The sequence below is a fragment of the Burkholderia sp. AU4i genome, from assembly GCF_000466765.1.
GTDB classification, from domain to species: domain Bacteria; phylum Pseudomonadota; class Gammaproteobacteria; order Burkholderiales; family Burkholderiaceae; genus Burkholderia; species Burkholderia cepacia.
On the sequence record NZ_ASSI01000071.1, the window covers coordinates 34,323 to 59,521 of the forward strand.

Below are 25,199 nucleotides of genomic sequence, written 5' to 3' on the forward strand. Positions count from 1 at the left end.
GCGTTGACCGGTCGAGCCCAACCGGCCGTAACGATTCCCCGCCCGGCCTGGCATGCCGACGCGCAACCACCCTGCATCGCCAGCCGAATGCGTCCGGTGCGAATCCACCGGACGAGCGCAGCTCCAGACATCATCCGAACAATCGGCAATACGATCAGGAGAGCAACATGCGGGACACACTCTGGCCGGCCGTCGTGCTGGCAGCGACCCTCTGCACCACCGCCTACGCAGGCGATGCCGACTTCAACGCGCAAGGCGACGCGACCGATGCGTTCGCGTCGGCCGCCGCGCAACGACGCGCCGACCTGCTAGTCCGCAAGATGACACTCGACGAGAAACTCCAGTTCATCCATTCGCAATACGAAATGTCCAAGGTGCCGGGCGGCGGCGCCGGCTATATCCAGGGCGTGCCGCGGCTCGGCATTCCCGATCTCAACTTGGTCGACTCGGCGACCGGCTCCGGCAGCACGTCGCAGGCCAGCACGACGTTCCCCGCGACGATCGCCGTCGCCGCGAGCTGGGATCGCCGGCTGTCGTACGACTACGGCAAGCAGGTCGCGATCCAGTTGCGCGCGCAAGGATTCGGCATGGGCCTCGGCGGGGGCACCAATCTCGCGCGCGAGCCGCGCGGTGGCCGGCTGTTCGAGTATCTCGGCGAAGATCCGTTGCTCGCGGGCGACCTGCTCGCCGAACGCACGCTCGCCACGCAGCGGCAAAAGGTCATCGCCACGATCAAGCACTACGCGGGCAACGAGCAGGAGCACGGCCGGATGGGCGGCAACACGCAGATCGACGAACGCACGCTGCGCGAGCTTTACCTGCTGCCGTTCGAGATCGCCGCGAAGCGCGGTCGCCCCGGCAGCGTGATGTGCAGCTACAACCGGCTGAACGGCGCATACGCGTGCGAAAACACTCACCTGCTGAACGACGTGCTGAAGAACGAATGGGGCTTCCAGGGTCAGGTGCAGTCCGACTGGGGCGCCACGCACAGCACGGCCACCGCGATCAACGCCGGACTCGACGAGGAAGAGGACGTCGGGCCGAGCGTGTACCTGACGCCGACGGCCGTCAAGCAGGCGATCGCGAACGGCTCGGTGTCGACCGCACGGCTCGACGACATGGTGCGGCGCAAGCTCGCCGTGATGATCCGCGTCGGCGTGATGGACGATCCGGCCACCGGCGGCGGCACGATCGATTTCGCGGCCGCGAACCGGTTTGCGCAGGCCGCTTCCGAGCAGTCGATCGTGCTCCTGAAGAACGACGGCAATCAATTGCCGCTGGCGGCATCGGCGCTGTCGCGCATTGCCGTGATCGGCGGCCATGCGGACGCGGCCGTGCTGTCCGGCGGCGGCTCGGGCAACACGCGCGACCCGGTGTCTGGTTCGTTCGCGGGTTGCGGCGGCCTGACGTTCGGCGCGTCGACCGGGTGCAGCTGGTGGCGCAATCCGTGGCTGAAGGTCGACGTGCCGATCGTCGCGGCCATCCGCGCGCTTGCGCCGGCCGCGCAGGTCACGTATGCGGGCAACAGCGACCAGCAGTCGCCGTTCCGTGCGTATACGCAGCAGGAAATCGACCAGGCCGCGGCGCTCGCGGGCCGCTCGGACGTTGCGATCGTCGTGGTGGCCCAGCCGGCCGGCGAGGATTTCGGCGACCTGCAGAGCCTGAGCCTCGCGAACCCGTCGAACCAGGACGCGCTCGTCGAAGCCGTCGCACGCGCGAATCCGCATACGATCGTCGTCGTCCAGAGCGGCAATCCGGTGCTGATGCCGTGGAAGGACAACGTGTCGGCGATCGTCGAGGCGTGGTATCCGGGCGAAGCCGGCGGCAAGGCGATCGCGAACGTGCTGTTCGGCGCGGTCAATCCGTCCGGCAAACTGCCCGTCACCTTCCCCGCGCGCGATCAGGATTCGCCGGCCTGGGGGCAAAACGGCACGTTCGACAACGACCCGGTCTACGCGGAAAAGCTGAACATGGGCTATCGCTGGTATGACGCGCGCAACATCAAGCCGATGTTCGAGTTCGGCTACGGGCTGTCGTACACGCACTTCGCGTATTCGGGGCTGTCGGTGTCGAAGCAGTGGGACGGGTCGCTGAGCGTCGCGTTCACGGTACGCAACGACGGGCGCGTCGCCGGTGCGGAGATCCCGCAGGTCTATCTCGGCGTGCCGTACAAGGACGAACCGCCGAAGCGGCTGGTCGGCTGGGAGAAGATCCGGCTGAATCCGGGCGAGGCGCGGCGTGTCCGCGTGACCGTGTCGCCGCGCATGCAGAGCGTGTGGGATACGTCGCGTAACGGCTGGCGGTTCGTGCCGGGCGGCACCGTGTACGTCGGTGCGTCGTCGCGGGATATCCGGTTGCAGGGGCACTGAGCGGCGCCAACCCAGCGGAGGAGCCGCGCGTGTCGCGCCCGGCTCCTCCGTCTTCCGCCGTCCGCACCGGCGATCCTCACCGGAACAGTAGCGCCAGCAGCGTCGCGAGCGTGGCAATCGCGGCGATCCCCGCCGCGATCCCGGCCAGATGCGCGGCGACCACGAGGCCGGCCGGCAATCGCACGGATGCCGGGTCGCCCACGGCACCCGACGGCCCGGCCCGCGATCGCGACGCGGCACCCGTCGTCATGCTCCGCTCCCTTCCAGCGTATCGAGCAACGGCCTCGCCAGATGCAGCACCTGATACACCGTGCCTGCGCCGCCGTCGTCCGGCTCGTGTTCGGTGACGACGGCACGCGTGAGCCGCCAGCGTAGCGAGTCCAGGCTGACCACAGCCGCCACCACACCCTGCCGCGCCGCCACTTCGCGATTGCGCGTCACCTCCCGCGCCATTGTCGCCTCGAGGTCGGCATCCGCCGGAATGTCGACGGCTTCCAGACGAACGAAGCGCCCCGTCGACGCACTGCCCTTGCGCGCATCGAGCGCGACCTGCACGTCGATCGGCGCGCGGCCGAAGCTGTCCGTCACGACCCGGTACCGGCCGCCCGTGACGAACCCGGCGAACGCCTGCTCGTTACGCCACAGATAGAACGACGCATAGCCGTTTTCCGTCGCACCGTAGCGGCCCGCCTCGCGCAGCAGGAACCCCTTGAACACCAGGTCCGGCGTGTCGTCCCAGAGCTTGCCGCGCTCGCGCACGCGATGGCGGATGATGTCGAGGTCGTAGTCCGCCGGCAGGCGGTGCACGTAGTACGCGGTCAGCATGATCGACTCCTGAAGGGAAACGGAGATTCCGAATGGCTCGAGAACAGCGTAGAAGACCTTGAATCATTTGAAAATACGATGGCAGAATATTTCAATGATTCGATTTCTCAATGAATGAGTGTCCGATGAAAACGCTCGACATCGAAGCCGTGCAAGCGTTCGTGCTGACCGCCGACCTCAAGAGCTTCACGCGGGCCGCCGAGGCGATGGACACGACGCAGTCCGCGGTGAGCCTGAAGATCAAGCGGCTCGAAAGCGGCCTCGGCCGCCGCCTGCTGGAACGCACGCCGCGGCAGGTTCGCCTGTCGGCCGACGGCACCGCATTCCTGGAGCCGGCGCGCGAACTGGTGGCCGCCCACCACGGTGCGGTCGGCGCGTTCGGCACCGGCCGGCGGCGGCTGGTGATCGGCGTCAGCCACCACGTCGTCGGCGCCGATCTCCCGATGCTGCTGCGGCGCATGAGCGAAGCGGAGCCGACGCTCGTGCTGGAGATCCGCGTCGCCGCGTCGCGCGACGTGCTCGATGCATTCGACCGCGGCCAGCTCGACGCGGCCGTCGCGCTGCAGCACGACAGCCGGCGGCTCGACGGCGAAACCATCCTGTCGGAGTCGTTCGGCTGGATGGCCGCGACGGATTTCGAGTACCATCCGCCGCAACCGCTGCGGCTTGCCACGCAAGCCGAGCCCTGCAGCGTGCGCCGCATGGCGATCGGCGCGCTCGACCAGGCCGGGGTCGCCTGGACGGAGGTGTTCGTCGGCGGCGGCATCGCGACGATCGGCGCGGCGGTGTCCGCGGGGCTGGCCGTCGCGGCGCTCGGGCATCGCGTGGCGCCCGCCGGCACGGTCGACGTCGGTGCGCGATACGGGCTGCCGCCATTGCCGACGCGCGACGTGGTGCTCCACTCGAGCCTGACCGATGCGCGCGCCCGGCAGGCACTGCGCACGCTCGGCGCGGCACTGCGCTCGTCGGTCGGGGCGCGTTGATGCCGCACGAGCCGGCGCAGGCCGTATCGCCCCGGCTCGACCCATGCCGAACCGAACCACCTGGAGAGAAGACACATGCGTCCGCTGGACGAACTGGTCAACGAGCGTGAATCCGCCCTGCCGTCATTGATCGAGTGGTCGGCGGCAGCGCCTGATCGTTGCGAGATATTGCCGCCATCGGGCCGGAATGGCGAAATCCTGTCCACCCTTCAGGTCACCACGCGATCGCTCCTGGGGGCCATCGCCTATTCGACCGGCGGCCTGCTCGTGGACGGCGGCTACCTTCGTCTGCTCGGCTCGGGCCATCCCGCGTTGCCCCGGGACATCGTCGGCTGGAATCAGGGACGCTCCTCCGGCTTTCTGTTGGTCGCGGATGATGCCGTCGGCGGATTCTTCGCCTTGAACGGCGGCGCACTCGGGGAGGACACGGGCTCCGTGTACTACTTTGCACCCGACACGCTGGAATGGGAGCCCCTCGGGATCGGGTACGGCGACTTCGTGCGATGGTCGCTCGGCGACACGTTGAGCGACTTCTACGCGAGCATGCGCTGGCCCGGCTGGCAGGCCGATGTCCAGCGCCTGACGACGGATCAATGCTTCAGCTTCTATCCATTCCTGTGGACGAAAGAAGGATCGGTCGAACGCAGCAGCCGTCGGGCGGTCGACGTTGCCGAGCTGTATGCGCTCCAGATCGGCGCCGGCGCCAAGACGTCGAGACAACCGTGATCCGGTGGACCTTCCTTCGAATCCGGGACGTCGGGTCCTGTGGCCAAGCCGGTGCGCTTGGCCGCACCTGAGCATTCACATCGGCATCGCGTTTTGACGGTTTCGAAAGGCGTCGATGCGCGCCACGGTAAAATTCCTGTTTCATCCCGCCCGCTCGCGCCGCCGCCCGAGGCCTGCGCGGGTCGATATCCAACGCATCGCCCGGCCGTCATCATCTTGATTTCCCTACACCTTTCATCTCGCGACGCATGAGTTACTCGCTCGCCACCACCTGCATCCGCGAACTCGAGATCCGCAAGAGCCGCTTCATCGGGTTCGCGATCCCCGTCGACGATCGCGACGCCGCGATGCACGCGCTGCAGCGCCTGCGCGACGAGCATCCTGCGGCCACCCACGTGTGCTGGGCGTTGCTGGCGGGTGGGCAGTCGGGCATGTCGGATGACGGCGAGCCGTCGGGCACCGCGGGCCGGCCGATCCTCGAAGTGCTGCGCCATCACGATCTCGACGGCGTGCTCGGCGCGGTCGTACGCTACTACGGCGGCGTGAAGCTCGGCGCGGGCGGACTGGTGCGGGCCTATACGGATGCGATCGCATCGGCGCTGCTCGACGCCGAGCGCGTCGAACGTGTCCGCTACACGCGGCTCGCGATCGAGATCGGCTACCCGGACGAGGCACGCGTGCGCCGCTGGATCGAACAGGCCGGATACACGCTCGTGGACAGCGCGTACGGGATGACGGTGAAGCTCTCGATCAAGCTGCCGGAAAACGCCGAAGCCGCGGCAAGAACCGAACTGTTCGACCTGACGCAAGGGCGCTCGGGATTTCCGGCGACGTGACGCGCGGGCAACGCGTCCGCGCTCCCCGCGTGGCCGGACGAATCCCGGCGCCGGTCAGTCGGTCGGTCAGTAAGTGTCCGGGACGATCATGTCGTCCGGCACCGGCCGGCGGATGTAGTCCTCGTGATGCTCGCGCGGCGGGAGGTCGATCGGCGCGTGCGGCACCTCGTGATACGGCACCTGCTGCAGCAGATGGTGAATGCAGTTCAGCCGCGCGCGCTTCTTGTCGACCGCCTGCACGACCCACCACGGCGCTTCCGGAATGTGCGTGCGAAGCAGCATCTCTTCCTTCGCGGCCGTGTAGGCTTCCCAGCGGCGGCGGCTCTCGAGATCCATCGGGCTCAGCTTCCATTGCTTGAGCGGATCCTCGATCCGGCTCTGGAACCGCACTTCCTGCTCGTGGTCGGTGATCGAGAACCAGTACTTGACGATCTGGATCCCGCTGCGCACGAGCATCTTCTCGAACTCGGGCACCGAACGGAAAAACTCCTCGTATTCGTCGTCGGTACAGAAGTTCATCACACGCTCGACACCCGCGCGGTTGTACCAGCTGCGGTCGAACAGCACGATTTCGCCGCCGGCAGGCAGATGCGCGACATAGCGCTGGAAATACCACTGCGTGCGTTCGCGGTTGTTCGGCGCCGGCAGCGCCGCCACGCGGCATACGCGCGGGTTCAGCCGCTGCGTGATGCGCTTGATCGCGCCGCCCTTGCCGGCCGCGTCGCGCCCCTCGAAAATGACGACGAGCCGGTGCCCCGTGCTCACGACCCAGTCCTGCAGCTTCACGAGTTCGCCCTGCAGGCGGAACAGCTCGCGGAAATACTGCTTGCGCGCTTCGCGCCGCTCCTGCGAAAACAGCAGGTCGTCGCTGTCGTCGAAGCGGCGATCGTCGAGCTCCATCTCGAGTTCTTCGTCGTAAGCGTCGACCAGGTCTTCCTCGAAGCGGCGCTGGCGCGCTTCCATCGATTCGAGATCGGCGCGGTTGTCGGTCTCGGTGCGGTTATCGTTGTCGCCCATGGGGCCTCCTTCCATCGTTGACGCAGCCAAACGCCGACATTATCCCAGCGTCGCGCGTCAAATTCATGAAAAAGGGCCGGCGCACCGGTCAGAAGCGGAACGCGAGCAACACGCTCGCCAGCACGGGGTTCGCGGCAATGTCGAACGTGTTCGACGCGAGCTGACGGTTCGGCTGGTCGATATCCAGCGTAATCTTCGTACGTAACGGGATATAGGTCACCATGCCGGTGATCCAGAACTGGCGCGTGATCTGGTAGCTCGCGCCGACGGTGAACACCGGCTCCCACACGCTCTTCACCTTCGCCGACACGTTGGTCTTGCCCGACAGCAGCAGGTCGCCGCCGGCATCCCAGATCCGCTGGAACAGCGCCGGGTCGAGCAGCAGCGACTGCAGGCTGCCGATGTCCGCGCCCGCCGCGAGCAGCCCGCCGAGCGACGCGAGCTTGCGCTGGAACACGGGATTCAGGTTCGTGTTCGTGAAGCGCGTATAGCTGACGCCGATGCCCGCGAACGGGCGGAAACGGTCGTCGCGCTCGCCGAGGTAATACTTGAACACGACGGACCCGAGCCACGCGCGCGTGGTCGCGAGCGGGTTGCTTTGCGTGTTCGCGAGATCGATCAGCGGAAAGCGCCCCTGGACGCCTGAAAAGATCCGGTCGAGCGGCAGCGCGATGCTGCCGTGCCCGCGCAGCGTCAGCACCGGCGGAATGCCCGCGCCGAGTTCGGCCGCCCAGTTCTCCGAGAAAAAATGCGTCAGCGTGAACGCCAGCGTGTTCGTGTTGCCGAGCGACAGCTGCGACCCCTGGTTCTGGAAGCTGTTCAGCCCGAGTGCGTCCGTGTGCGTCGTGACCGGCGTCGATCGGCCGGTCGTGCCGACGAAGTGCCAGCCGAGGCCGACCATGTTGCGGTCGTCGCCCATCAGTTGCGTCAGCAACGGCGGCGCCTGGGCGGCAGGCAGATCGGGCAGCCGCGACGGATCGACCGGATGCAGTTCGTACGGCATCCGGTCGGCGTGGACGACGCCGGGCGCCGGCATGCCGCCCGCCGCCGCGTCGCGCGGCGCGGCCGGATCGCAGCCGCCAACGGCGCCACCGGAGCCACTGGCACCGCCGTCGTCGAAGCCGATGCCGTCCGCGCCGTCGTCGGGCGCTGCCGCGCATGCGCGCCCCGCCCCGCCGGTTCGCTGGCCGAGCGTGATCTTGCGCGCCGTCAACGGGACGGCGTCGGGTTGCGGCCCGTCGGCCTCTTCTCCGTGTCTGCCGTGCCTGCCGCGGCCGCCGCGTGCCGGCCCCGCGTCGGTCACCCATGCGCTCGCGTCGAACCCGTCCGCGTCGCCGCCCGGCCAGAAGCCGATCCCGTCGGCACCGGCCTGCCAGCGTGGTTCGGCGTCCGCGTCCGGCTGCGGCGCGCCATGCGCGGCGGCCGCGCACGCGAACAGCGTCGCGCCGAGCCAGCGCGACAGCGGACGCACGGCGCCCGGCCGCGCACGGCGGCGGTACGTGTCCCGGCTCGCCATCGGCTCAGGCCGGCACGCCGAACAGGCGTTGACGGATCCGGTACAACGGCTCGAACAGCCATTCGAGCAGGCTGCGCCGCTCCAGCACGATGTCGGCCTTCAGCATCATCCCGGCCCGCAGCGACAGCGGCCGCCCTTCGAACGCCGGCGTGCGGTCGGCCAGCTCGACCCAGGTCTTGAAGTAGGTCTGCGGCGTGGCGGCATCGCCCGGCAGGTTCAGCTCCTTCGCGGAAAACGCGACGGGCGAGATCGACAGCACCTTGCCGCGATACGTGCCGAACTTCTCGACCGGATAGCTTGCGTACGCAACCTTCACCTCCTGCCCCTTCTTCACGAAGCCGGCCTTCGACGACGGAATGTAGACCTCGGCGATCAACCCGTCCGCCTTCGCGGGCAGGATTTCGACGACGCGCGTACCCGGCGGGTCGATCACGCCGCCCTGCACGACGTCGAGCCGCACGATCTGCCCGTCGGCTGGCGCGTACAGCACCTGGTTCACGTTCTCGTCGATGTTGTATTCCTTCGCGTTCAGTTCCTCCTGCTTGATCTTCAGCTCCGCGTTCGCCCCGTCGTACTTGCTCTGCATCGTGTCGAGGTCGCCGCGCAGCTTCATCGCGTTCTTCGCGAGTTCGGCGCGGCGCAGCAGCAGGTCCTGGTACGCCTGCCCGGCCTGCAGGTACTGCGTGTTCACCTGGTTGTACTGCTCGAGCGTCACGACCTGTTCGTCCAGCAGCTGCTTCACGCGTGCGCGCCGTTCGCCGTACTCGTCGACGATGCGCTTCTGGCCCTGGATCTGCCGGTCGATCAGCCCGCGGCTCTCGCCCTGCGCGGCGATCTGCTGGTTGATCTGCTGTACCGACGACCGGTATTCGAGGCGTGCCGCGTCGATCTGCTGCGTGACCTCGACGCGCTGCCGGTCGAGCGCCGCACGCATCCCCTGCACGTTGTTCGCCTGGCTCACGAAGCTCGTGTCGCGCGTCACCGCCAGCAGCCGCTGTCCGGCCTTCACGTGCTGGTCCTTGCCGACGTAGACGTCGCGCACGGCCCAGCCCGGCGGCGCGCTGACACCGATCAGCCCCGAACGCGGCGTCAGCATCCCCGACACGCTCTCGGTATTCGCGTAGCTCAGTTCGACGAGTGCGGTCACGAACATCGCGAACATCGCGAGCGACAGGTAGCAGAAGAAGCGCATCGACACCGGCACGTCGACGACGCCGTGGATCACGGTGCCGAAGGTCGTGCCGCGCGCGAGCTTGCGCGACGGCTTCTGTTCTCGGAGGGCGGAGTTCCAGGTCGGCATGGGGCAGGCTCGTCAGGAGCGACGCCGCGCGGCCGCATCGAGCAGCGGCGTCGGCATCAGGTAAGGCGTGAAGTGTTCCCAGAAATGCCACTGCTCGGGCTGCCGCACGAGCGCCTGTTCGAGACGGTCGACGATGCGCTGGTGCGTGGCGCGCACCGGCGACGCGTCGTCGTCCGCGCCGAGCATCGGCACGAGCGGGCTGTCCGCGAGCTCGGTGAAATGCACCGCGCAGCGATCGCGGAACGGCACGCCCGTCGCATACGCGACGAGCAGCGGAATCCCCTGCTCGACCGCGAGCTTCACGCCGCCGCCGGCCATCCGCACCCAGCGGCCGCCGAGCCGGCAGCGGTTGGTCTTGCCGAACTTGCCGTGCAGGTCGGAGAACAGCAGGAACACGGGCGCCTCGCGCCGCAGGCTCGTGATCAGCCGCCGCAGGTGCACGCGCTCCTCGATGTCGATGAACTCGACTTCGCCGGCGCCATATTCGGCGACGAGCCGCAGCGCATCGTCGAAGAACGCACCGGGCGCATCCCGGTGCAGGATCACCATCAGCTTGCGGTCGTCGGGGATCATGAAGCGCAGCTTCGTGACGAACAGCATCAGGTTGCCGAAGTGCAGCCCCGCGAGCATCAGCGGGCCGCCGCGCGCGAGTGCCGCCCGCAGCTGCGCGTCGCCTTCGCACGCCATCCCGTCGATCATCGACTTCATCGATTCGAGGCTGTGCGTGCGCAGCTTGAGCCCCGCGAATTCCGCTTCGAACAGTTCGCGCACGATCGCCGCCGACACGTCCCGCACGCGTCGCGGATCGTCGTTCAGGTGCGCGCTCAGCATGTACGCGACCGCGCGCTCGATCGACTCGCGAATGCACGGAAAGCAGCGCAGGCACGCGCCCGAGCACCAGCGCATCAGTCGCAACCCGCGCGCGGGCGACGTGCGCAGCGCGACGGCCCGCACCGTGCGCCGCACCAGGAACGCATACGAGAAAGGATTGAGCAGGAAGAGTCGCCCGAGCATCACCGTGCCTCCTCGGCCGCACGCCACGCATCGGTCGCGTCGGTCAATACGCCGTCGTGCATCTGGTAGATCCGGTCGACCATCGACAGGATCGACGCGTCGTGCGTGACGAGCACGATCGTGCACGGCAGCGTCAGCACGTTGCGGCAGATCTCGTGGGTCGTCGCCTGGTCGAGGTTCGACGAGAATTCGTCGAGGATCAGCAGGCGCGGCTCGCAATACAGCGCCCGCGCGATCAGGAGCCGCTGCATCTGCCCGGCCGACAGGAATTTCTGCGTATCGCCGAGCGGCGTGTCGTAGCGATGGTCGAGCCGCTCGATCTCGTCGTGGATGCACGCGAGCTTCGCCGCGTCGAACATCGCGCCGATGCGCGGTGCTGGCGCGAAGTTCGTGATGTTGTCGCGGATCGTGCCGCGAAACAGCTGGTCGGACTGCGTGACGGCCGCGAGATGCTTGCGGTACTGCCGCAGGTTCACTTCCGCGAGATCGACGCCGCCGACGAACAGCGTGCCGGGCTCGGGCCGCACGAGCCCGCAGATCAGGTTCAGCAGCGTCGTCTTGCCGCTGCCGGTGCGGCCGACGATCGCGATCTTGCTGCCGGCCGGCACGTCGAGCGCGATGTCGCGCAGGATCGGGCGGTTGCCGCCCTTCGGCGTGTACGACAGCGCGCGGATGGAAAGCGTGCCGTCGAAACCGTCGACGGGCCGCACGACCGCGTCCGGCGCGGGTTCCTCGGTCTCGGTCTGCAACACGTCGGCGACGCGGTCCATGTGCACCTGCAACACCTTGCGGCGCACGTAGAGCTGGATCGAATCGATGAACTTGTCCGCGAACAGGTTCTTGTACTGGATGAACGCGTAGATCACGCCGATCGTGCTCTGCCCGTGCATGACGAGCCACGCGCCGTATGTGACGATCACGAGCTGCTCGACGTGCACGATCCCCTTCGACACCGCATCGAACAGCAGTTGCAGCCGCTCCTGCTGGCGCATCGCCTGCAGCTTCTGCGTGAACGCGTTGACCCACAGGCTGCTGCGCGCGGTTTCGGCCGACAGCAGCTTGATCGAGTGCGCGGAGCGGATGTTCTCGATCAGCAGTGCGTCGGCTTCCGCGCCGCGTGTGAGGATCTGCGACATCGCGTCCTGCAGTTGCGGCTGGATCGCGAGCCGGCTGAGCGCGAACAGCACCATCCCGGCCAGGCTGATGCCGGCCAGCACCGGGCTGTAGTACAGCATCAGCACGAGCGTCAGCGTGCAGGTGACGACATTGAGCAGCCCGCCGACCAGCCCGTCGACGAGAAACCGCCCGACCTCCGACACCGACGACACGCGCGAGATCGAATCGCCGGTGTTGTGGAACAGGAAATAACCGATCGGCAGCCGCGCGAGATGCCAGACCATGTTCGCCGACAACTGCTGCGACACGATGTTGCGCAGGTAGCTCTTGATGTTGCCGACGAGGTTCGCGTAAAGCGTGTCGAACAGGAACACGATCGCGAACAGGATCGTCAGCAGGTACAGGATGTCGACGTCGGTCTTCTTCAGCGCCTCGTCGATCGTCAGTTGCACGTACGACGGGCCAAGCAGCAGCAGGAGCTGCGCGGCGACGCCGCCCGCGATGCCGATCGCGAGGCTCTTGCGAATGCCGGTCAGCCCTTCGAGGTAGTCGCGCAGCCTGATCCGGTCGGCCCGCCCCGCCCGCGTGAAGCCGATATCGGGATTCAGTTCGAGCGCGTAGCCCGTGATGTGCGTGAGCGCCTGCGCGAGCGGCAGCTTCGTTTCGCCGAGCGCGGGATCGACGATGTGCACGCTGCCGTAGCCGACCTTCGTCAGCACGACATAGTGGTTCATCCCCCAGTGCAGGATGCACGGCGTCTTGAGCGCGTCGAGTTCGCCCGCATCGAACTGCAGCCCGCGTGCGCGCAGGCCGAGATCGTTCGAGATCTCCATCAGGTCGAAGAACGACAGCCCGGAATCGATCCGGACCGGATAGCGGTTGCGCAGCGCGCGCAACGTCGTTTCGCGGCCGTGCCACGACGCGATCATCGCGAGGCAGGCCAGGCCGCACTCCGTCACCTCGTCCTGCAGGACCGGACGGACTTTACGCGTATTGAAGAGCATGGTCGGGCACCCGGGGCGCGACGACACGCCGCCCGGGCCTGCCGGTGCGGGCCCGTGGCGGGTCGTGCGCGATACGCAAGGGCACAGCCGGCACGCTGCCGGCTGCGACGGAAGACCGGTGTTACCGGCCGCCTGGCGGGCCGCTCAGCGCGACGAGCCGAGCGACATCCGGAACTGTTCGACGGCGCGGGCCTGGTACTGGGTCATCAGGCCCTGCAGCGTGGTCCCGATCGACTGGTTGACGAGATCGACCGTATAGGCGGCCGAATTGGAGTAAAGCGACGCGCCGCCGCGAATCTGGCGGGCCTGTTCTTCCGTGATGTCTCGCATTTGTTGTGGCCTTTATATTGTCGGAATGCCCGCCACCGTCAGCCAATTGCAATCTCAATGGCCGTTTACATTATTACGGAGATAATCCGGCACTCCCGCCTCCTGATAATCGCCCGAACCGGAAATAATGCATTCCGGATTCGCTTTATTGCCACTTCGGCGATCGATTCTTTTCCTTCTGTTTCGCGGCATTTCGCGCGGGGGGCGCCTCCCCGCGCACGGCGGTTACTTGCCGGTGTTATTGAACGTCTTCGGGTTCTGCAGGTAATTGCCGAGGCTCGGCAGGAACTGGCCGAGCGCGGTCACCACCGGCGCGGCGTCAACGGCGAGGCTACCCAGCGAGCTGATCGCACCGCCGCCATGCACATTCCTGACCTGTTCCGTCGTCATGACCTTCATCATTCTCTCCTCGTAAAAAATAAAGATGATGCAAAGAACCTTCATAGAAAGACAAACGGCTTTTAATCCCTAGCGACTTGTTAATCTAATAATCACTGCGATTATGAGCCGAAATCAGGCTATCATGCGGGCGCATCGGAATTCAATGGAGGACACACTCTTACAGGCGCGTTTTCCGATGCGCCACGGATGGCAGGCATTCACGCTGTTTGAATTTCAATTTCAATACGTTTAAATCCCGGCGCAATGCATTGCGGCACGGGCAGGAGACGGAGACGGCCATGTTTGAAACGAGGCGCGCGAATTGCGGATCGGCGACGCGGAATTCGGGTAATTCCCTATCAAGTTTTACGACTAGGTGGAATCCCCGACTTGCAACCGTGACATTGTTCGCTGTAACGATAGCCGGCGTATCGGCGAACGCGCATGCGTTCTGCCTCGACACCGCCTACCAGTACGCGGTCGTGCACGATCCGCGCTACCTGCAGGCGCGCAGCGAATACGATGCGGCCCGCCAGAAATTCCCCGAAGCACGCGCGCAGATGTTGCCGCAGGCCGCCGCGCAGCTCGAATGGGGACGCTACGGTACGCACGCGAACCTGTTCGGCATCGACGTCAGCGGATCGAGCAATGCCGCATACGGTTCCGCGCAGGTCACGCAGGCGCTGTTCAACGTGCCCTACCTGTACGACATGCGGCGCGCGACCGAGTACGAGGAATCGGCAAAACAGAAGCTCGAGGTCGCGAAGCAGGACCTGATCCTGCGCGTCGCGAACGCGTGTTTCGACCTGCTGAGCGCGCGCGAGAAACTGCAGTCGGCCGACGACGAGGTGAACGCGCTCACCCGGCTCGAAAGCGATACGCGACGCATGGCACAGCTCGGCATGAAGACGATCGGCGACACGGCCGAAATCGAGGCACGCCGCAGTCTTGCGCAATCCGACGAAGCCCTCGCGCAAACCGACGTGGATGCGCGCCGTGCGCGCTACGAGACGCTGCTCGGGTCGACGATCGATTTCTCGCGCTGGCCGCGGCTCGCGATGCGCGGCTCGTCGCCGCGCATTCCGTCGGGCGACTACGCGCCGCAGGACAACCCCGCGTACCGGCAGGCGTACCGCGACGTCCAGGTCGCGCGGCTCGCCGCGAAGCGCGTCAGCGCCGAGCACTTGCCGACCGTCGACCTGTTCGCGTCGTATTCGCGCGGGCTCAACCCGAACCTGCGCGGCCTGACCGATCGCTCCGACTTCCATCAGAGCGCGGTCGGCGTGCAGGTGACGATCCCGATCTTCTCCGGCGGCAGCGTGTACTACCGGCAGGTGGAAGCCGAGCACGTGACCGAGCAGTACCGCAACCGGCTGCGCGAAGTCGAGGAGCAACTGGGCACCGATCATCGCGAGGCGCTGTCCGCACTCGAATCGGTCGGCAAGCGCATCCGCGCGCTGCAGCAGTCGCTGCAGGCCGCACGGCTCGCATACGATTCGTCGATGAAGGCGCACCAGGTCGGCTACAGCACGACGTACGAAACGCTGAACCTGCGGCGCGACATCTCGGGCATCCGGCAGAAGCTGTTCGACAGTTATCTCGATGCGCTGAAGCTGCAGCTGAAGCTGAAAAGCGTGCTCGGCACGCTCGACGAACAGTCGTTGATCGCGGTGGACAGCTTTCTCGAAAGCAACGCGGTGAGCGACCGTGGTTAAGCGTGGGTCGGCGCGCATCGCGCATCGAGCAAAAAAGGTTGCACACGCAACCTTGATGACCGATGCCGACGCGCCGGCCGGTCGATCCATCGAAGCCGGCGCGGCACGACAACGCGCCGTCGTTCACGCAAGCGCGCGTCCGACCCCGATCGATCGCGCGGCGCAATACACGATCCCGGACGCACGCCACGCCCTCACCGCGTGCAGGGGTATACGCGATGTTGCGTCCAAAAAAAACTTTGCCTAGAGTGCATCCCATCGATCCGGCGGACAAAGACGTCCCACGATCGTGCGCAGCGCGCGCCCGCTAGCCCGCGCTTCGCCGGCCCCGTTTCGGGCCGCCCATCCGCATTCCCGTTATCCGACAGCGTTGTCGGATGAACGGACCGGCAAAGAAGCCCTTGCCTCGCTCGTCGAGGCAAGGGCTTTTTTTTGTCCTTCGAAAACGCACGTCTTCACCCGAACCAGGAGCACACCATGCGTCATGGCGATATTTCCAGCAGCAACGACGCCGTCGGCGTCGCCGTCGTCCAGTACAAGATGCCGCGCCTGCACACGCGCGCCGACGTGATCGCGAACGCCCGCGAAATCGCGGAGCGCGTGGTCGGCATCAAGCGCGGCCTGCCCGGCATGGATCTCATCGTGTTTCCCGAGTATTCGACGCACGGGATCATGTACGACGCGAAGGAGATGTACGACACCGCATCGACGATCCCAGGCGAGGAAACCGACATCTTCGCGGCCGCGTGCCGCAAGGCGAACGTGTGGGGCGTGTTCTCGCTGACCGGCGAGCGCCACGAGGAACACCCGGACAAGGCGCCGTACAACACGCTCGTGCTGATCAACAACCAGGGCGAGATCGTGCAGAAGTACCGCAAGATCATGCCGTGGGTGCCGGTCGAAGGCTGGTATCCGGGCGACTGCACGTACGTCGCCGAAGGGCCGAAGGGCCTGAAGATCAGCCTGATCATCTGCGACGACGGCAACTACCCGGAGATCTGGCGCGACTGCGTGATGCGCGGCGCAGAACTCGTCGTGCGCTGCCAGGGCTACATGTACCCGGCGAAGGACCAGCAGGTGCTCGTGTCGAAAGCGATGGCGTTCATGAACAACTGCTACGTGGCAGTCGCGAATGCGTCCGGATTCGACGGCGTGTACTCGTATTTCGGCCACTCGGCGATCGTCGGCTTCGACGGCCGCACGCTCGGCGAATGCGGCGAGGAAGAGAACGGCGTGCAGTACGCGGAACTGTCGGTGAGCCTGATCCGCGACGCGCGCCGCAACATGCAGTCGCAGAACCACTTGTACAAGCTGCTGCACCGCGGCTACACGGGCAAGATCGGTTCCGGCGAATCGCCGAACGGCGTGGCGCAATGCCCGTTCGAGTTCTATGCAAACTGGGTGAACGACCCGGACGGCACGCGCCAGGCCGTCGAACGCCTGACACGCGCGACACCCGGCACGCCCGAATGCCCGATCGAAGGCATTCCGTCCGAAGCGCCCGCGCATCGCTGAACCCGCGCCCCGCCCGGCCGTTCGCGCTGCCTGCGCGAACGGCGCCGTCTCACTCTGGAGCCCTCATCATGCTCGGTGTCGCTCTCTTTTTCATCGGCGCGGTGCTGGTCGTCAACGGCGTCGCGCTCACCGGCCGCATCGAACCGCGCGACGCGGCCGGCCTGAACCTGCTCGTCGGGCTGCTCGCGCTGCTGATCAACCTCGCCGGCCTCGTGCAGGCGTCGGCGCCGCCGCAGTTTTTCTCGAGCGCGGGCGGGCTGCTGTTCGCGTTCACGTACCTGTATCTCGCCGCCGTCCAGTGGCGCGGGCTGCAAGGCGCCGGCCTCGGCTGGTATTGCCTGTTCGTCGCGATCAGCGCACTCGTCTATGCGGGCACGTCGAGCGACGCGCGTTTCGGGGCGATGTGGCTGCTGTGGTCGAGCCTGTGGTTCCTGTTCTTCGTCGCGCTCGGGCTGAAGCGGACCGTGCGCTTCCTGCCCGGCTACACGATCGCGATCGGCGTCGGCACCTGCTGGCTGCCCGGCATGCTGATGATGACGGGGAGGTGGTAATGAGCGCACGCGATACGCCGCTGGCCACCGATCCGCTCGCCGGGCACCGCATCGCCGAAGTGCCGTTCTACCAGCCGGCCGGTGCCGAGGCCGACTGGTTCGAGACGGCCTGCCGCCATCACCTGCCGGTCCTGCTGAAAGGGCCGACCGGGTGCGGCAAGACGCGTTTCGTCGAATACATGGCGTGGCGCATGGGCCTGCCGCTGATCCAGGTCGCGTGCAACGACGACACGTCGGCAGCCGACCTGACGGGCCGCCACCTGCTCGACGCCGACGGCACCTACTGGGCCGACGGGCCGCTCACGCTCGCGGCGCGGCACGGCGCGATCTGCTATCTCGACGAGATCGTCGAGGCACGCCCCGACGCGACGGTCGTGATCCACCCGCTGACCGATTCGCGGCGCGTGCTGCCGCTCGACCGGCTCGGCGAAGTCGTACATGCGCATCCGGATTTCCATCTGGTGATCTCGTACAACCCCGGTTATCACGGCGAGCACCGGCGGCTGAAGCCGTCGACGCGGCAACGTTTCGTCGCAATCGACTTCGGCTATCCGGATGCCGCGCACGAGGCCGACGTCGTCGTGCGCGAAAGCGGCGCCGACCGCGAAACCGCGCGCCGGCTCGTCGACCTCGCGCAGCGCACGCGTGCACTGGCACAGGCGGGCAACGGGCTCGACGAAGGCGCGTCGACGCGTCTGCTCGTGCACGCGGCCCGGTTGATCGTCGCCGGGCTCGCGCCGCTCGATGCCTGCCGGATCGCGATCAGCGACGCGGCGACCGACGATGCCGACACGCGTGTCGCGTTGCAGACGATGGCCGCCGCGCACTTCGCGACATGAGCGCACTGCCACTCGCCCGCTTCCTGCACGGGATGACCGCGCACGAGACCGACGTGCGCCTCGACGATGCGGCGATGCGCGCGACGCTCGGCCATGCCGCGCTGCGGGTGCCCCGTGCGTTGCCGCCCGATGCGCGCATCGCGGCGGCCGCGCACGCGCTGGCCCACTGGCGCCACTCGCCGTCCGGCGAGCCGGCCGACACGCTGACGCAGATCGGTTCGGCCGTTGCCGGCGTGATCGAGGATGCGCGCGTCGAGGCGCTGCTGGCCCGCGAATGGCCGGGGCTCGCAACGTTCTGGGCGCCGGCGTTCGCGCCGATCGGCCGTGAAGGGCTCACGTTCGGCTGCCTGTGCGCGCGGCTCGCGAAAGCGCTGTTCGATCCGTCGTATCGCGACGGCAACCCGTGGGTCGACAAGGGCGCGCAGCTGTTCGCCGAGCGGCGCGACACGCTCGACGATTACCGTGCGTTTCGCGCGATTGCGTCGAGGCTCGCGAACGATCTCGGCCAGATGCGCGTGCGCTTCGAACCCGACGACGGCACATGGCTGCCCTATCGCGACGACAATGCGTGGCTGTGGGCGCAGCCGGCCACCGCGGCGGCCGAACAGGCGGGCAACGACGGCGTCGAGATGTCGGCCTCGACCGGCGGCCACAGCGACGAGCGCGACGACGCACCGCCGCCCCCACCCGATGCGCCCCGCTATCCCGAGTGGAATTGCCACACGCAGCGCGAACGACGCGACTGGACGACGATCGTCGAATGCGCGCCCGCCACGTCGGCGCCGCCGCCGTCGCTTTCCGCCCTGATCGACGCCGACCGTCGCGCGGCAAAGCGAATGCCGGCCGCGCGCGCATCGGAGCTGCTGCGGCGCGTGGGCCGCCAGCTCGACGGCGATGCGCTCGACGTCGATGCGGCGATCGCCGCACGCATCGCCCGGCGCGCCGGGCACGCGCCCGATCCGCGCGTGTTCCGTCGCCGTGTGCCGCACGCAGCGCGCGGGCCCGTGCTGATCCTGCTCGACCTGTCGGCGTCAACGGCCGCGCAGGTCGCGACGCTGGAGAAACGCGCGGCGTTCGTGCTCGGCGACCTGTTCGACCGGCAGCGGCGCCGCTGGGCCGTGCACGGCTACACGTCGGACGGACGGCATCGCGTGTACTACGCGCGCTTCAAGGATTTCGGCGAAGCGTTCGACGCCGGCCGCCGCGCGGCGCTGCTCGCGGCCGACAGCGGGATGAGCACGCGCACGGGCGCGGCACTGCGGCATGCGCTGGCCTTGCTGCGCCGCGAAACCGCGAGCGCACGGGCCGCCGTGCTGATGATCGGCGACGGCGAAGCCGCCGACATCGACGTGTTCGACCCGCGCTACCTCGTCGAGGATGCGCGTCACGCGGCACGCCTGGGCCGGCGGCGAGGTGTCGCGATTGCCGGTCTGTCGTTCGGCGAGCCGCCCGGGTTGTCTACAATACTTGGCGTCGGCCCGCGCTGCGTGCACGCGGCGAACGGCGACGCATTGCCGGCCGTCGTCGCGCACGCGGCCGGGCGACTGACCGCGTGACGGCTCTACCCGAAAGAGACAGGAACGACCGAATGAACAGTGTGAAGGTTGGCGTATTGTTCTCGCAGAGCGGATGCACGTCGCACCTTGGCCGGAGCCAGTTGCGCGGCACGCTGCAGGCGATCGCCGAGATCAACGAAGCGGGAGGCGCGAACGGCTGCGAGATCGTGCCCGTCGTGCGCGATGCCTGTTCGGACCCGGCCGTTTATGCGCGGCTCGCCGAGGAACTGATCGCCACCGAGCGCGTGAACGTGCTGTTCGGCGGATACATGTCGAGCAGCCGCAAGGCGCTGATTCCGATCGTCGAGAAGTGGGACAAGCTGCTGTTCTACCCGACGCTCTACGAAGGCTTCGAGTTCTCGCCGAACGTGATCTACACGGGTGCGGCCCCGAACCAGAACAGCGTGCAGCTCGCCGCGTTCATGACCGCGCAGTTCGGTGCGCGCGTGTATCTCGTCGGGTCCGACTACATCTACCCGTACGAGTCGAACCGCATCATGATCGACCTCGTCACGCAGCATCCGGAAGGCCAGATTCTCGGCGAGGTCTACATGCCGCTCGTCGCGTCCGAGCAGGATTTCGCGGCGGTCGTCGAGGACATCCGCGCGAAAGCGCCCGACTTCGTGTTCAGCACGCTCGTCGGCGACAGCACGGCCGCGTTCTATCGTGCGTATGCGCAAGCCGGCCTCGATGCACGCAGGATGCCGATCGCGAGCCTGACGACGTCCGAGATCGAGCTCGGTCAGATGGGCGCGGCGGCGGCCGGCCACTACACGTCATCGCCCTACTTCCAGACCATCGATTCGGACGTGAACCGGCGCTGCATCGCGCAGCTCAAGGCACGCTTCGGCGACGACGCGACCGCCTCCGCGCCGTGGGAAGCCGCGTATTTCCAGGTACACCTGTTCGCCAATGCGCTCGCGCGCGCCGGCACCGACCAGCGCGACCGGCTCGTCGAACACCTCGCGGACGCGGAATTCGACGCGCCACAGGGCCGCGTGAAGATCGACCGCCTCACGCAGCACACGTGCCTCTATCCGCGCATCGGCTGCGCGACGGCCGACGGCAATTTCACGATCGTGCGCGAAGCGACGCGGCGCGTGCATCCCGATCCGTACCTCGTCACGCATTCGCTCGGCGACCGCGTGCACGCGCCCGACGAACAGAAGGCGTAACCGACGATGCGCGCCCGCACCCCGATCCGCTCGACGCCGCGCCTGCTCGCCGAACTGCGCTCGCTGCACGTGATGGTGTACTACCCGGATGACGACAACGGCCTGCTGCTCGTCGAGCAGCTCTCGCGCATCGGTTGCCCGAGCGAGCAGCGCTGGCCGCCGCCCGCCGCGCTGCCGGAGAGCGTCGACCTCGTGATCCTCGCGGTCCGGCCCGACTTGCTGCACCTGTCGATCCCGTGGCTCGAGGACGATGCGCGACCGCCGCTCATCGCCGTCACGACCTACGAAAGCCCGACGATCCTCGAACTGATGCTGCGCATCGATGCACAGAGCGCGGTAACGACGCCGGTGCGTTCGTTCGGCCTGTTGAGCGCGATGGCGCTCGCGTGTCACCAGAGCCGGCGGCACGACGAATACCGGCGCCGCATCGCGCAGCTGGAACAGCGCGTGATGTCCGCGCGCACGCTGCAGGAAGCGAAGACGCTGCTGATGCAGCACAACGCGATCAGCGAGGAAGAGGCCTATCAGCAGATCCGCTCGCAGGCGATGGAGCGGCGCATCTCGATCAACCAGCTCGCCGAGCAGATCGTGCACGCGCATGCGCTGTTGAAGCGGTAACGCGGACGCGATCGCCGATCGCCGCGCGTCAGGTGCGTCAGGCGCGTCAGTCCGGCGGCGGCAGCACGACCGTGTCCTCCGGCCCGAGCACGCGCCCGTCCTGCGCACGCAGCTCGAGCTTCCTGACGGGCAGCCCGGTCTTCCGGTCGACGAGCAGCACGTGCGCCTCGTCGGGTTCGAAGAAAAAATCCTCGCCCCACTGCCGCAATGCGACGAGCAGCGGAAACAGCCCGCGCCCTTTCTCGGTCAGCACGTATTCGTGATGCGCGCCGCCGTCCGCGGCCGGCACGATGTCCATGATTCCGTGCGCGACCAGGTTGCGCAGACGCGCGGCCAGGATGTTCTTGGCCAGCCCGAGGTTCTTCTGGAATTCGCCGAAGCGGCGCAACCCGTCGAACGCGTCGCGGACGATCAGCAGCGACCACCAGTCGCCGATCGCGTCCAGCGGGCGGGCAACCCCGCAAAGGGAATCTTCGTGCGTGGTTCGTCTGTTCATCGATGCATGAGGCAATGCCGTTCCGGGCATGCGGCCGGAACGGCGGTTACGCTCGTTGAAATGAATGGTTGCAATATAAAACTCGTCACACGAAAGATCAATCGCGCGAGGCTCGACTGTTCGCGATCAACGAACGCCATGGCCGATTCTGGCCTCATTGGCACTTCAGTTCGTACATCCGGCATATAAATTCCGGCATTTCCCCGTTCGGGCACATCATCCCTCACCAACGGGCCAAGCATCCGTCGATTGCGGCCGCCCTCCTTTTTTGTTGCAACTTGAAACCCGATGTCCTACGCTTCGATTCAGTTTCAACTTGAAACCAAACTATCCGACTACCGAAGGAGCGTTCGATGATCCGGCCCGATGCCACGTTCGACGGCACCTTTCCTTTCGCCCCGCATTTCGACGACGCGTCCGGCTTCCGGATGCACTACGTGGATGAAGGCCCGCGCGACGGCGAAACCGTTCTGTGCCTGCATGGCGAACCTACGTGGGGTTACCTGTTCCGCCATCTGGTGACGGCGCTGCGTCCGACGCATCGCGTCGTCGTGCCCGATCACATGGGCTTCGGCAAAAGCGCGACGCCGCAGGATCGCAGCTACTGGCTGCAGGACCATATCGACAACCTCGAGCGCTTCGTGCTCGCGCTCGACCTCGATCGCATCACGCTCGTGATGCACGATTTCGGCGGCCCGGTCGGCATGGGGCTTGCCGCGCGGCATCCGGGCCGGATCCGGCGCATCGTGTCGGCGAACGGGCCGACGCCGTTCGGCCAGCCCGATCTCGTCGAGCGCCTGAACGCGAACGGTCGCGATGCGCCGTGGTTCCAGTGGATCATGCGCGCGGCGGCCGACGACACGCTCGAAACCGTGCTCGGACAGCTCGGCTTCAACATCCTGAGCACGCTGAAACTGAACGGTTTCGAGAACCACGCAGTCATCACCGACACGTGGATCGCCGCATACGGTGCGCCGTTCGCGCAACCGGCGGACTGTCTCGGCGCGATCGGATGGGCCCGCGGGTTTGCCGAGGGCGCGCACCGGTTCGAGGTGCCCGATGCGGCGGCATTGCGCGCGATACGCGACAAACCCGCGCTCGCGATCTGGGGAGACGCCGACCGGACGCTCGGCGCGGAACACTTCCTGCCGCTTTTCACCGCGCTGTTTCCGTCCGCGCCCGTCGAGCGGCTGGCGGGTGTCGGGCATTACTGTTTCGAGGATGCGCCCGACGCCATCGCGGCGCGGATCGCCGGATTCATCCGGACGACCGGCTGAGTGCGTTCCGCAGCGGGCATCCGGCGCCCCGCTGCGGAACACGGCGTGCGCGGCCGCCTTCGCAACCGCGCACGCACCGCTTCACGTCAGCGAATGATCCGCGTCACGCCACGCCCGCGCGGGTCGGCCATCGCCTCCGGCGTCTTGCCGTCGATCTTGATCACCTGGATGTCGCCGCTGAAATCCTGCCCCTTCAGCGTGTAGCCGCGCGCCTCGATCTGCTTCGCGAGTTCGCCTTCGATCGGGTGGTACGGCTCCCAGAAGATCGTGTTCGGCGGCAACAGCTGATGATGGAAGCGCATCGCGCCGACGGCCTCCTTCAACGGCATCTTGAAGTCGTAGATGTTGTTGATCACCTGGAAGATCGACGTGAAGATGCGCGAGCCGCCCGGCGTGCCGATCACGAGCGACACCTTGCCGTCCTTCGTCATGATCGTCGGCGACATCGACGACAGCGGGCGCTTCTTCGGTTCGATCGCGTTCGCGTCGCTGCCGACCACGCCGAACATGTTCGCCACGCCCGGCTTCGCGGAGAAGTCGTCCATCTCGTCGTTCAGCACGATGCCCGTGCCGTCGGCGATCACGCCCGAACCGAAATAGCCGTTGACCGTGTAGGTGTTCGACACCGCGTTGCCCCACTTGTCGACCACCGAGAAGTGCGTCGTTTCGGCCTTCTCCGGCATCGTCGTGCCGAGGCCCGGCTGCACGCTCTTCGTATCCGACGGCTCCTTCGGGTTGACTTCGGCCGCCCGCTTCGCGATGTAGGCGTCGTCGGTCAGCTGCGCGATCGGCACCTTGTAGAAATCGGGATCGCCGAGATACTGCGCCCGATCGGCGAACACGCGCTTCTCGATTTCCGCGACGAGGTGGATGTACTGCGGCGAGTTGAGCTTCACGCCCTCGAAGTCCTGCTTGAGGTCGGCCTTCATCTTCAGCAACTGCACGAGGCCGATACCGCCCGAGCTCGGCGGCGGCGCGGTGATCACGTCATAACCGTTCCACTTCGCCTGCACCGGCTGGCGCCACACCGCGCGGTACTGCGCGAGATCCTCGGTGGTGATGAGCCCGTTGCCGTCGCCGGTCTTCATCGATGCGGCGATCAGCTCGGCCGTCTTGCCCTTGTAGAAACCTTCCGCGCCGCCGTTCGCGATGCGCGTGAGCACGTCGGCGAGATCGGGCTGCTTGAAGTTCACGCCCGCCTTCAGCCCGGAGAAATACTTGTCGAAGTTGGTCTTGCCGCCGAACTCCTTCGACGCGTCGACGCCGCGCTGCGCGAGCTGCTCGTCGACGACGAAACCATCGCGCGCATAGTGGATTGCCGGCGCGAGCACCTGCTTCCACTTCAGCTTGCCGAAGCGCTTCTGCGCTTCCCACATGCCCGCGACCGTGCCCGGGACGCCGACCGCACGCGGGCCGTACAGGCTCATGCCCTTGACGACGTTGCCGTCCTTGTCGAGATACATGTCCTTCGTCGCGGCGAGCGGCGCACGCTCGCGGTAGTCGATGAAGTACGGCTTGCCGTCCTTGTAGATCGTCATGAAGCCGCCGCCGCCGATGTTGCCGGCTTCCGGATACGTGACGGCGAGCGTGAAGGCGATCGCGACGGCCGCGTCGATCGCGTTGCCGCCTTCCTTGAAGATCCGCTCCGCGGCATCCGCGCTGTACTTGTCGGCCACCGCGACCGCCGAGCTCGTCAGGACGGCCGGCTGCGGCCCCTTCGCATAGACGGGTGCGTTCGGCAGGAAACCGATGCCGGCCACCGTCGCGAGCACGACAGCGGATGATTTGAAGCGATTCAGCGTAGTCATTGCATGTCCCCCATATGGATCTCCTTCAGGCAGGAAAAGCACCTGTCCCGCGCATGGCCGCTGGCGCGCCGACGGCCATATCCGGTTTCGTAGTATAGGGGGACAAAAAGGGTCGAACACGTGACATGCGATGAAAGCGCATTCGCTGTGCGCGCCTCGTCATGCCGCCGCTTCTCGACACGGATGCGGACAGGTCGAATTTGCACCGGGCGCGCAGCCGCAGTTCGCACCG

The 25,199-nt window shown here is 66.9% G+C and carries 23 protein-coding genes; 12 read left to right on the forward strand and 11 right to left on the reverse strand.

Features of this window, described 5'->3' with window-relative positions:
* Positions 1-167: 167 nt before the first annotated feature.
* Positions 168-2,369, forward strand: coding sequence for a glycoside hydrolase family 3 C-terminal domain-containing protein (locus tag L810_RS16850; protein WP_042975044.1), 2,202 nt, complete (start codon positions 168-170; stop codon positions 2,367-2,369).
* Between the two features lie 76 nt (positions 2,370-2,445).
* Here L810_RS16850 and L810_RS47290 read toward each other — a convergent pair whose 3' ends face one another.
* On the reverse strand, positions 2,446-2,619 hold the full coding sequence (locus L810_RS47290; protein ID WP_021159480.1) for a hypothetical protein: 174 nt from the start codon (positions 2,617-2,619) through the stop codon (positions 2,446-2,448).
* Positions 2,616-3,194 (reverse strand): DUF4865 family protein, encoded by a 579-nt coding sequence (locus L810_RS16855; protein WP_021159481.1) that lies wholly within the window; start codon positions 3,192-3,194, stop codon positions 2,616-2,618. Before L810_RS16855 ends, L810_RS47290 begins: the two co-directional genes overlap by 4 nt.
* 125 nt (positions 3,195-3,319) lie before the next feature.
* On the opposite strand from L810_RS16855, the gene L810_RS16860 reads away from it, so the two are divergent.
* The 3 genes from L810_RS16860 to L810_RS16870 all read left to right on the forward strand — a co-directional run bounded on the left by L810_RS16860 (position 3,320) and on the right by L810_RS16870 (position 5,739).
* Entirely contained in the window at positions 3,320-4,177 is an 858-nt protein-coding gene (locus L810_RS16860; protein ID WP_021159482.1) for a LysR family transcriptional regulator, read from the forward strand.
* A 75-nt stretch (positions 4,178-4,252) separates the two neighbouring features.
* On the forward strand, positions 4,253-4,903 hold the full coding sequence (locus L810_RS16865) for a DUF2625 domain-containing protein (RefSeq protein ID WP_021159483.1): 651 nt from the start codon (positions 4,253-4,255) through the stop codon (positions 4,901-4,903).
* Between the two features lie 248 nt (positions 4,904-5,151).
* Positions 5,152-5,739, forward strand: coding sequence for an IMPACT family protein (locus tag L810_RS16870; protein ID WP_021159484.1), 588 nt, complete (start codon positions 5,152-5,154; stop codon positions 5,737-5,739).
* Between the two features lie 66 nt (positions 5,740-5,805).
* Here L810_RS16870 and ppk2 read toward each other — a convergent pair whose 3' ends face one another.
* The 7 genes from ppk2 to L810_RS48430 form a co-directional block, all read right to left on the reverse strand.
* Complete coding sequence (gene ppk2 / locus L810_RS16875; RefSeq protein ID WP_021159485.1) at positions 5,806-6,756, reverse strand: polyphosphate kinase 2; 951 nt, start codon at positions 6,754-6,756, stop codon at positions 5,806-5,808.
* Between the two features lie 88 nt (positions 6,757-6,844).
* On the reverse strand, positions 6,845-8,272 hold the full coding sequence (locus L810_RS16880) for an OmpW/AlkL family protein (protein WP_021159486.1): 1,428 nt from the start codon (positions 8,270-8,272) through the stop codon (positions 6,845-6,847).
* 4 nt (positions 8,273-8,276) lie between these two features.
* On the reverse strand, positions 8,277-9,572 hold the full coding sequence (locus L810_RS16885; RefSeq protein ID WP_021159487.1) for an HlyD family secretion protein: 1,296 nt from the start codon (positions 9,570-9,572) through the stop codon (positions 8,277-8,279).
* Positions 9,573-9,584: 12 nt separating this feature from the next.
* Complete coding sequence (locus L810_RS16890) at positions 9,585-10,589, reverse strand: hypothetical protein (RefSeq protein WP_042975060.1); 1,005 nt, start codon at positions 10,587-10,589, stop codon at positions 9,585-9,587.
* Complete coding sequence (locus L810_RS16895) at positions 10,586-12,706, reverse strand: peptidase domain-containing ABC transporter (RefSeq protein WP_021159489.1); 2,121 nt, start codon at positions 12,704-12,706, stop codon at positions 10,586-10,588. Before L810_RS16895 ends, L810_RS16890 begins: the two co-directional genes overlap by 4 nt.
* A 144-nt stretch (positions 12,707-12,850) precedes the next feature.
* A complete protein-coding gene (locus tag L810_RS16900) occupies positions 12,851-13,036 on the reverse strand; it encodes a hypothetical protein (protein WP_021159490.1) in 186 nt (61 codons plus the stop codon).
* A gap of 225 nt (positions 13,037-13,261) precedes the next feature.
* On the reverse strand, positions 13,262-13,435 hold the full coding sequence (locus L810_RS48430) for a hypothetical protein (protein ID WP_006495012.1): 174 nt from the start codon (positions 13,433-13,435) through the stop codon (positions 13,262-13,264).
* Positions 13,436-13,716: 281 nt separating this feature from the next.
* Here L810_RS48430 and L810_RS16905 point away from each other — a divergent pair, with 281 nt between their 5' ends.
* The 7 genes from L810_RS16905 (at position 13,717) to L810_RS16935 (ending at position 21,386) form a co-directional block, all read left to right on the forward strand.
* Positions 13,717-15,132 carry a TolC family protein gene (locus tag L810_RS16905; RefSeq protein ID WP_042975046.1) on the forward strand — a complete coding sequence of 472 codons (1,416 nt, stop codon included), beginning with the start codon at positions 13,717-13,719 and terminating at the stop codon, positions 15,130-15,132.
* A 477-nt stretch (positions 15,133-15,609) separates the two neighbouring features.
* On the forward strand, positions 15,610-16,647 hold the full coding sequence (locus tag L810_RS16910) for an aliphatic amidase (RefSeq protein WP_021159493.1): 1,038 nt from the start codon (positions 15,610-15,612) through the stop codon (positions 16,645-16,647).
* 68 nt (positions 16,648-16,715) lie between these two features.
* Positions 16,716-17,198, forward strand: coding sequence for an AmiS/UreI family transporter (locus L810_RS16915; protein ID WP_021159494.1), 483 nt, complete (start codon positions 16,716-16,718; stop codon positions 17,196-17,198).
* Positions 17,198-18,037: a CbbQ/NirQ/NorQ/GpvN family protein gene (locus tag L810_RS16920; protein WP_021159495.1), complete on the forward strand. Its 840-nt coding sequence runs from the start codon at positions 17,198-17,200 to the stop codon at positions 18,035-18,037. The genes L810_RS16915 and L810_RS16920 overlap by 1 nt, the downstream gene beginning before the upstream one ends.
* Positions 18,034-19,593: a nitric oxide reductase activation protein gene (locus tag L810_RS16925; protein WP_021159496.1), complete on the forward strand. Its 1,560-nt coding sequence runs from the start codon at positions 18,034-18,036 to the stop codon at positions 19,591-19,593. The genes L810_RS16920 and L810_RS16925 overlap by 4 nt, the downstream gene beginning before the upstream one ends.
* A 32-nt stretch (positions 19,594-19,625) precedes the next feature.
* A complete protein-coding gene (locus tag L810_RS16930; RefSeq protein WP_021159497.1) occupies positions 19,626-20,768 on the forward strand; it encodes a transporter substrate-binding domain-containing protein in 1,143 nt (380 codons plus the stop codon).
* 6 nt (positions 20,769-20,774) lie between these two features.
* Entirely contained in the window at positions 20,775-21,386 is a 612-nt protein-coding gene (locus L810_RS16935) for an ANTAR domain-containing response regulator (RefSeq protein ID WP_021159498.1), read from the forward strand.
* 46 nt (positions 21,387-21,432) lie between these two features.
* On the opposite strand, the gene L810_RS16940 is transcribed toward L810_RS16935, so the two are convergent.
* The gene (locus L810_RS16940; RefSeq protein ID WP_042975048.1) at positions 21,433-21,882 is read right to left on the reverse strand and encodes a winged helix-turn-helix transcriptional regulator; all 450 of its coding nucleotides are present in this window, start codon (positions 21,880-21,882) and stop codon (positions 21,433-21,435) included.
* Between the two features lie 353 nt (positions 21,883-22,235).
* Here L810_RS16940 and L810_RS16945 point away from each other — a divergent pair, with 353 nt between their 5' ends.
* Positions 22,236-23,159: an alpha/beta fold hydrolase gene (locus L810_RS16945; RefSeq protein WP_021159500.1), complete on the forward strand. Its 924-nt coding sequence runs from the start codon at positions 22,236-22,238 to the stop codon at positions 23,157-23,159.
* An 86-nt stretch (positions 23,160-23,245) separates the two neighbouring features.
* Here the strand turns inward: L810_RS16945 and ggt are convergent, their stop codons facing one another.
* Positions 23,246-24,967, reverse strand: coding sequence for a gamma-glutamyltransferase (gene ggt, locus L810_RS16950; RefSeq protein WP_042975050.1), 1,722 nt, complete (start codon positions 24,965-24,967; stop codon positions 23,246-23,248).
* Positions 24,968-25,199 lie beyond the last annotated feature (232 nt).

Bases quoted from the DNA above. Each gene is read 5' to 3' on its own strand.
- L810_RS48430 (WP_006495012.1), bottom strand. From the start codon at position 13,435: ATGAAGGTCATGACGACGGAACAGGTCAGGAATGTGCATGGCGGCGGT.
- ggt (WP_042975050.1), bottom strand. From the start codon at position 24,967: ATGACTACGCTGAATCGCTTCAAATCATCCGCTGTCGTGCTCGCGACG.
- L810_RS47290 (WP_021159480.1), bottom strand. From the start codon at position 2,619: ATGACGACGGGTGCCGCGTCGCGATCGCGGGCCGGGCCGTCGGGTGCC.
- L810_RS16905 (WP_042975046.1), top strand. From the start codon at position 13,717: ATGTTTGAAACGAGGCGCGCGAATTGCGGATCGGCGACGCGGAATTCG.
- L810_RS16920 (WP_021159495.1), top strand. From the start codon at position 17,198: ATGAGCGCACGCGATACGCCGCTGGCCACCGATCCGCTCGCCGGGCAC.
- L810_RS16940 (WP_042975048.1), bottom strand. From the start codon at position 21,882: ATGAACAGACGAACCACGCACGAAGATTCCCTTTGCGGGGTTGCCCGC.
- L810_RS16860 (WP_021159482.1), top strand. From the start codon at position 3,320: ATGAAAACGCTCGACATCGAAGCCGTGCAAGCGTTCGTGCTGACCGCC.
- L810_RS16850 (WP_042975044.1), top strand. From the start codon at position 168: ATGCGGGACACACTCTGGCCGGCCGTCGTGCTGGCAGCGACCCTCTGC.
- L810_RS16925 (WP_021159496.1), top strand. From the start codon at position 18,034: ATGAGCGCACTGCCACTCGCCCGCTTCCTGCACGGGATGACCGCGCAC.
- L810_RS16915 (WP_021159494.1), top strand. From the start codon at position 16,716: ATGCTCGGTGTCGCTCTCTTTTTCATCGGCGCGGTGCTGGTCGTCAAC.
- ppk2 (WP_021159485.1), bottom strand. From the start codon at position 6,756: ATGGGCGACAACGATAACCGCACCGAGACCGACAACCGCGCCGATCTC.
- L810_RS16900 (WP_021159490.1), bottom strand. From the start codon at position 13,036: ATGCGAGACATCACGGAAGAACAGGCCCGCCAGATTCGCGGCGGCGCG.
- L810_RS16865 (WP_021159483.1), top strand. From the start codon at position 4,253: ATGCGTCCGCTGGACGAACTGGTCAACGAGCGTGAATCCGCCCTGCCG.
- L810_RS16880 (WP_021159486.1), bottom strand. From the start codon at position 8,272: ATGGCGAGCCGGGACACGTACCGCCGCCGTGCGCGGCCGGGCGCCGTG.
- L810_RS16870 (WP_021159484.1), top strand. From the start codon at position 5,152: ATGAGTTACTCGCTCGCCACCACCTGCATCCGCGAACTCGAGATCCGC.
- L810_RS16895 (WP_021159489.1), bottom strand. From the start codon at position 12,706: ATGCTCTTCAATACGCGTAAAGTCCGTCCGGTCCTGCAGGACGAGGTG.
- L810_RS16945 (WP_021159500.1), top strand. From the start codon at position 22,236: ATGATCCGGCCCGATGCCACGTTCGACGGCACCTTTCCTTTCGCCCCG.
- L810_RS16935 (WP_021159498.1), top strand. From the start codon at position 20,775: ATGCGCGCCCGCACCCCGATCCGCTCGACGCCGCGCCTGCTCGCCGAA.
- L810_RS16910 (WP_021159493.1), top strand. From the start codon at position 15,610: ATGCGTCATGGCGATATTTCCAGCAGCAACGACGCCGTCGGCGTCGCC.
- L810_RS16930 (WP_021159497.1), top strand. From the start codon at position 19,626: ATGAACAGTGTGAAGGTTGGCGTATTGTTCTCGCAGAGCGGATGCACG.
- L810_RS16885 (WP_021159487.1), bottom strand. From the start codon at position 9,572: ATGCCGACCTGGAACTCCGCCCTCCGAGAACAGAAGCCGTCGCGCAAG.
- L810_RS16855 (WP_021159481.1), bottom strand. From the start codon at position 3,194: ATGCTGACCGCGTACTACGTGCACCGCCTGCCGGCGGACTACGACCTC.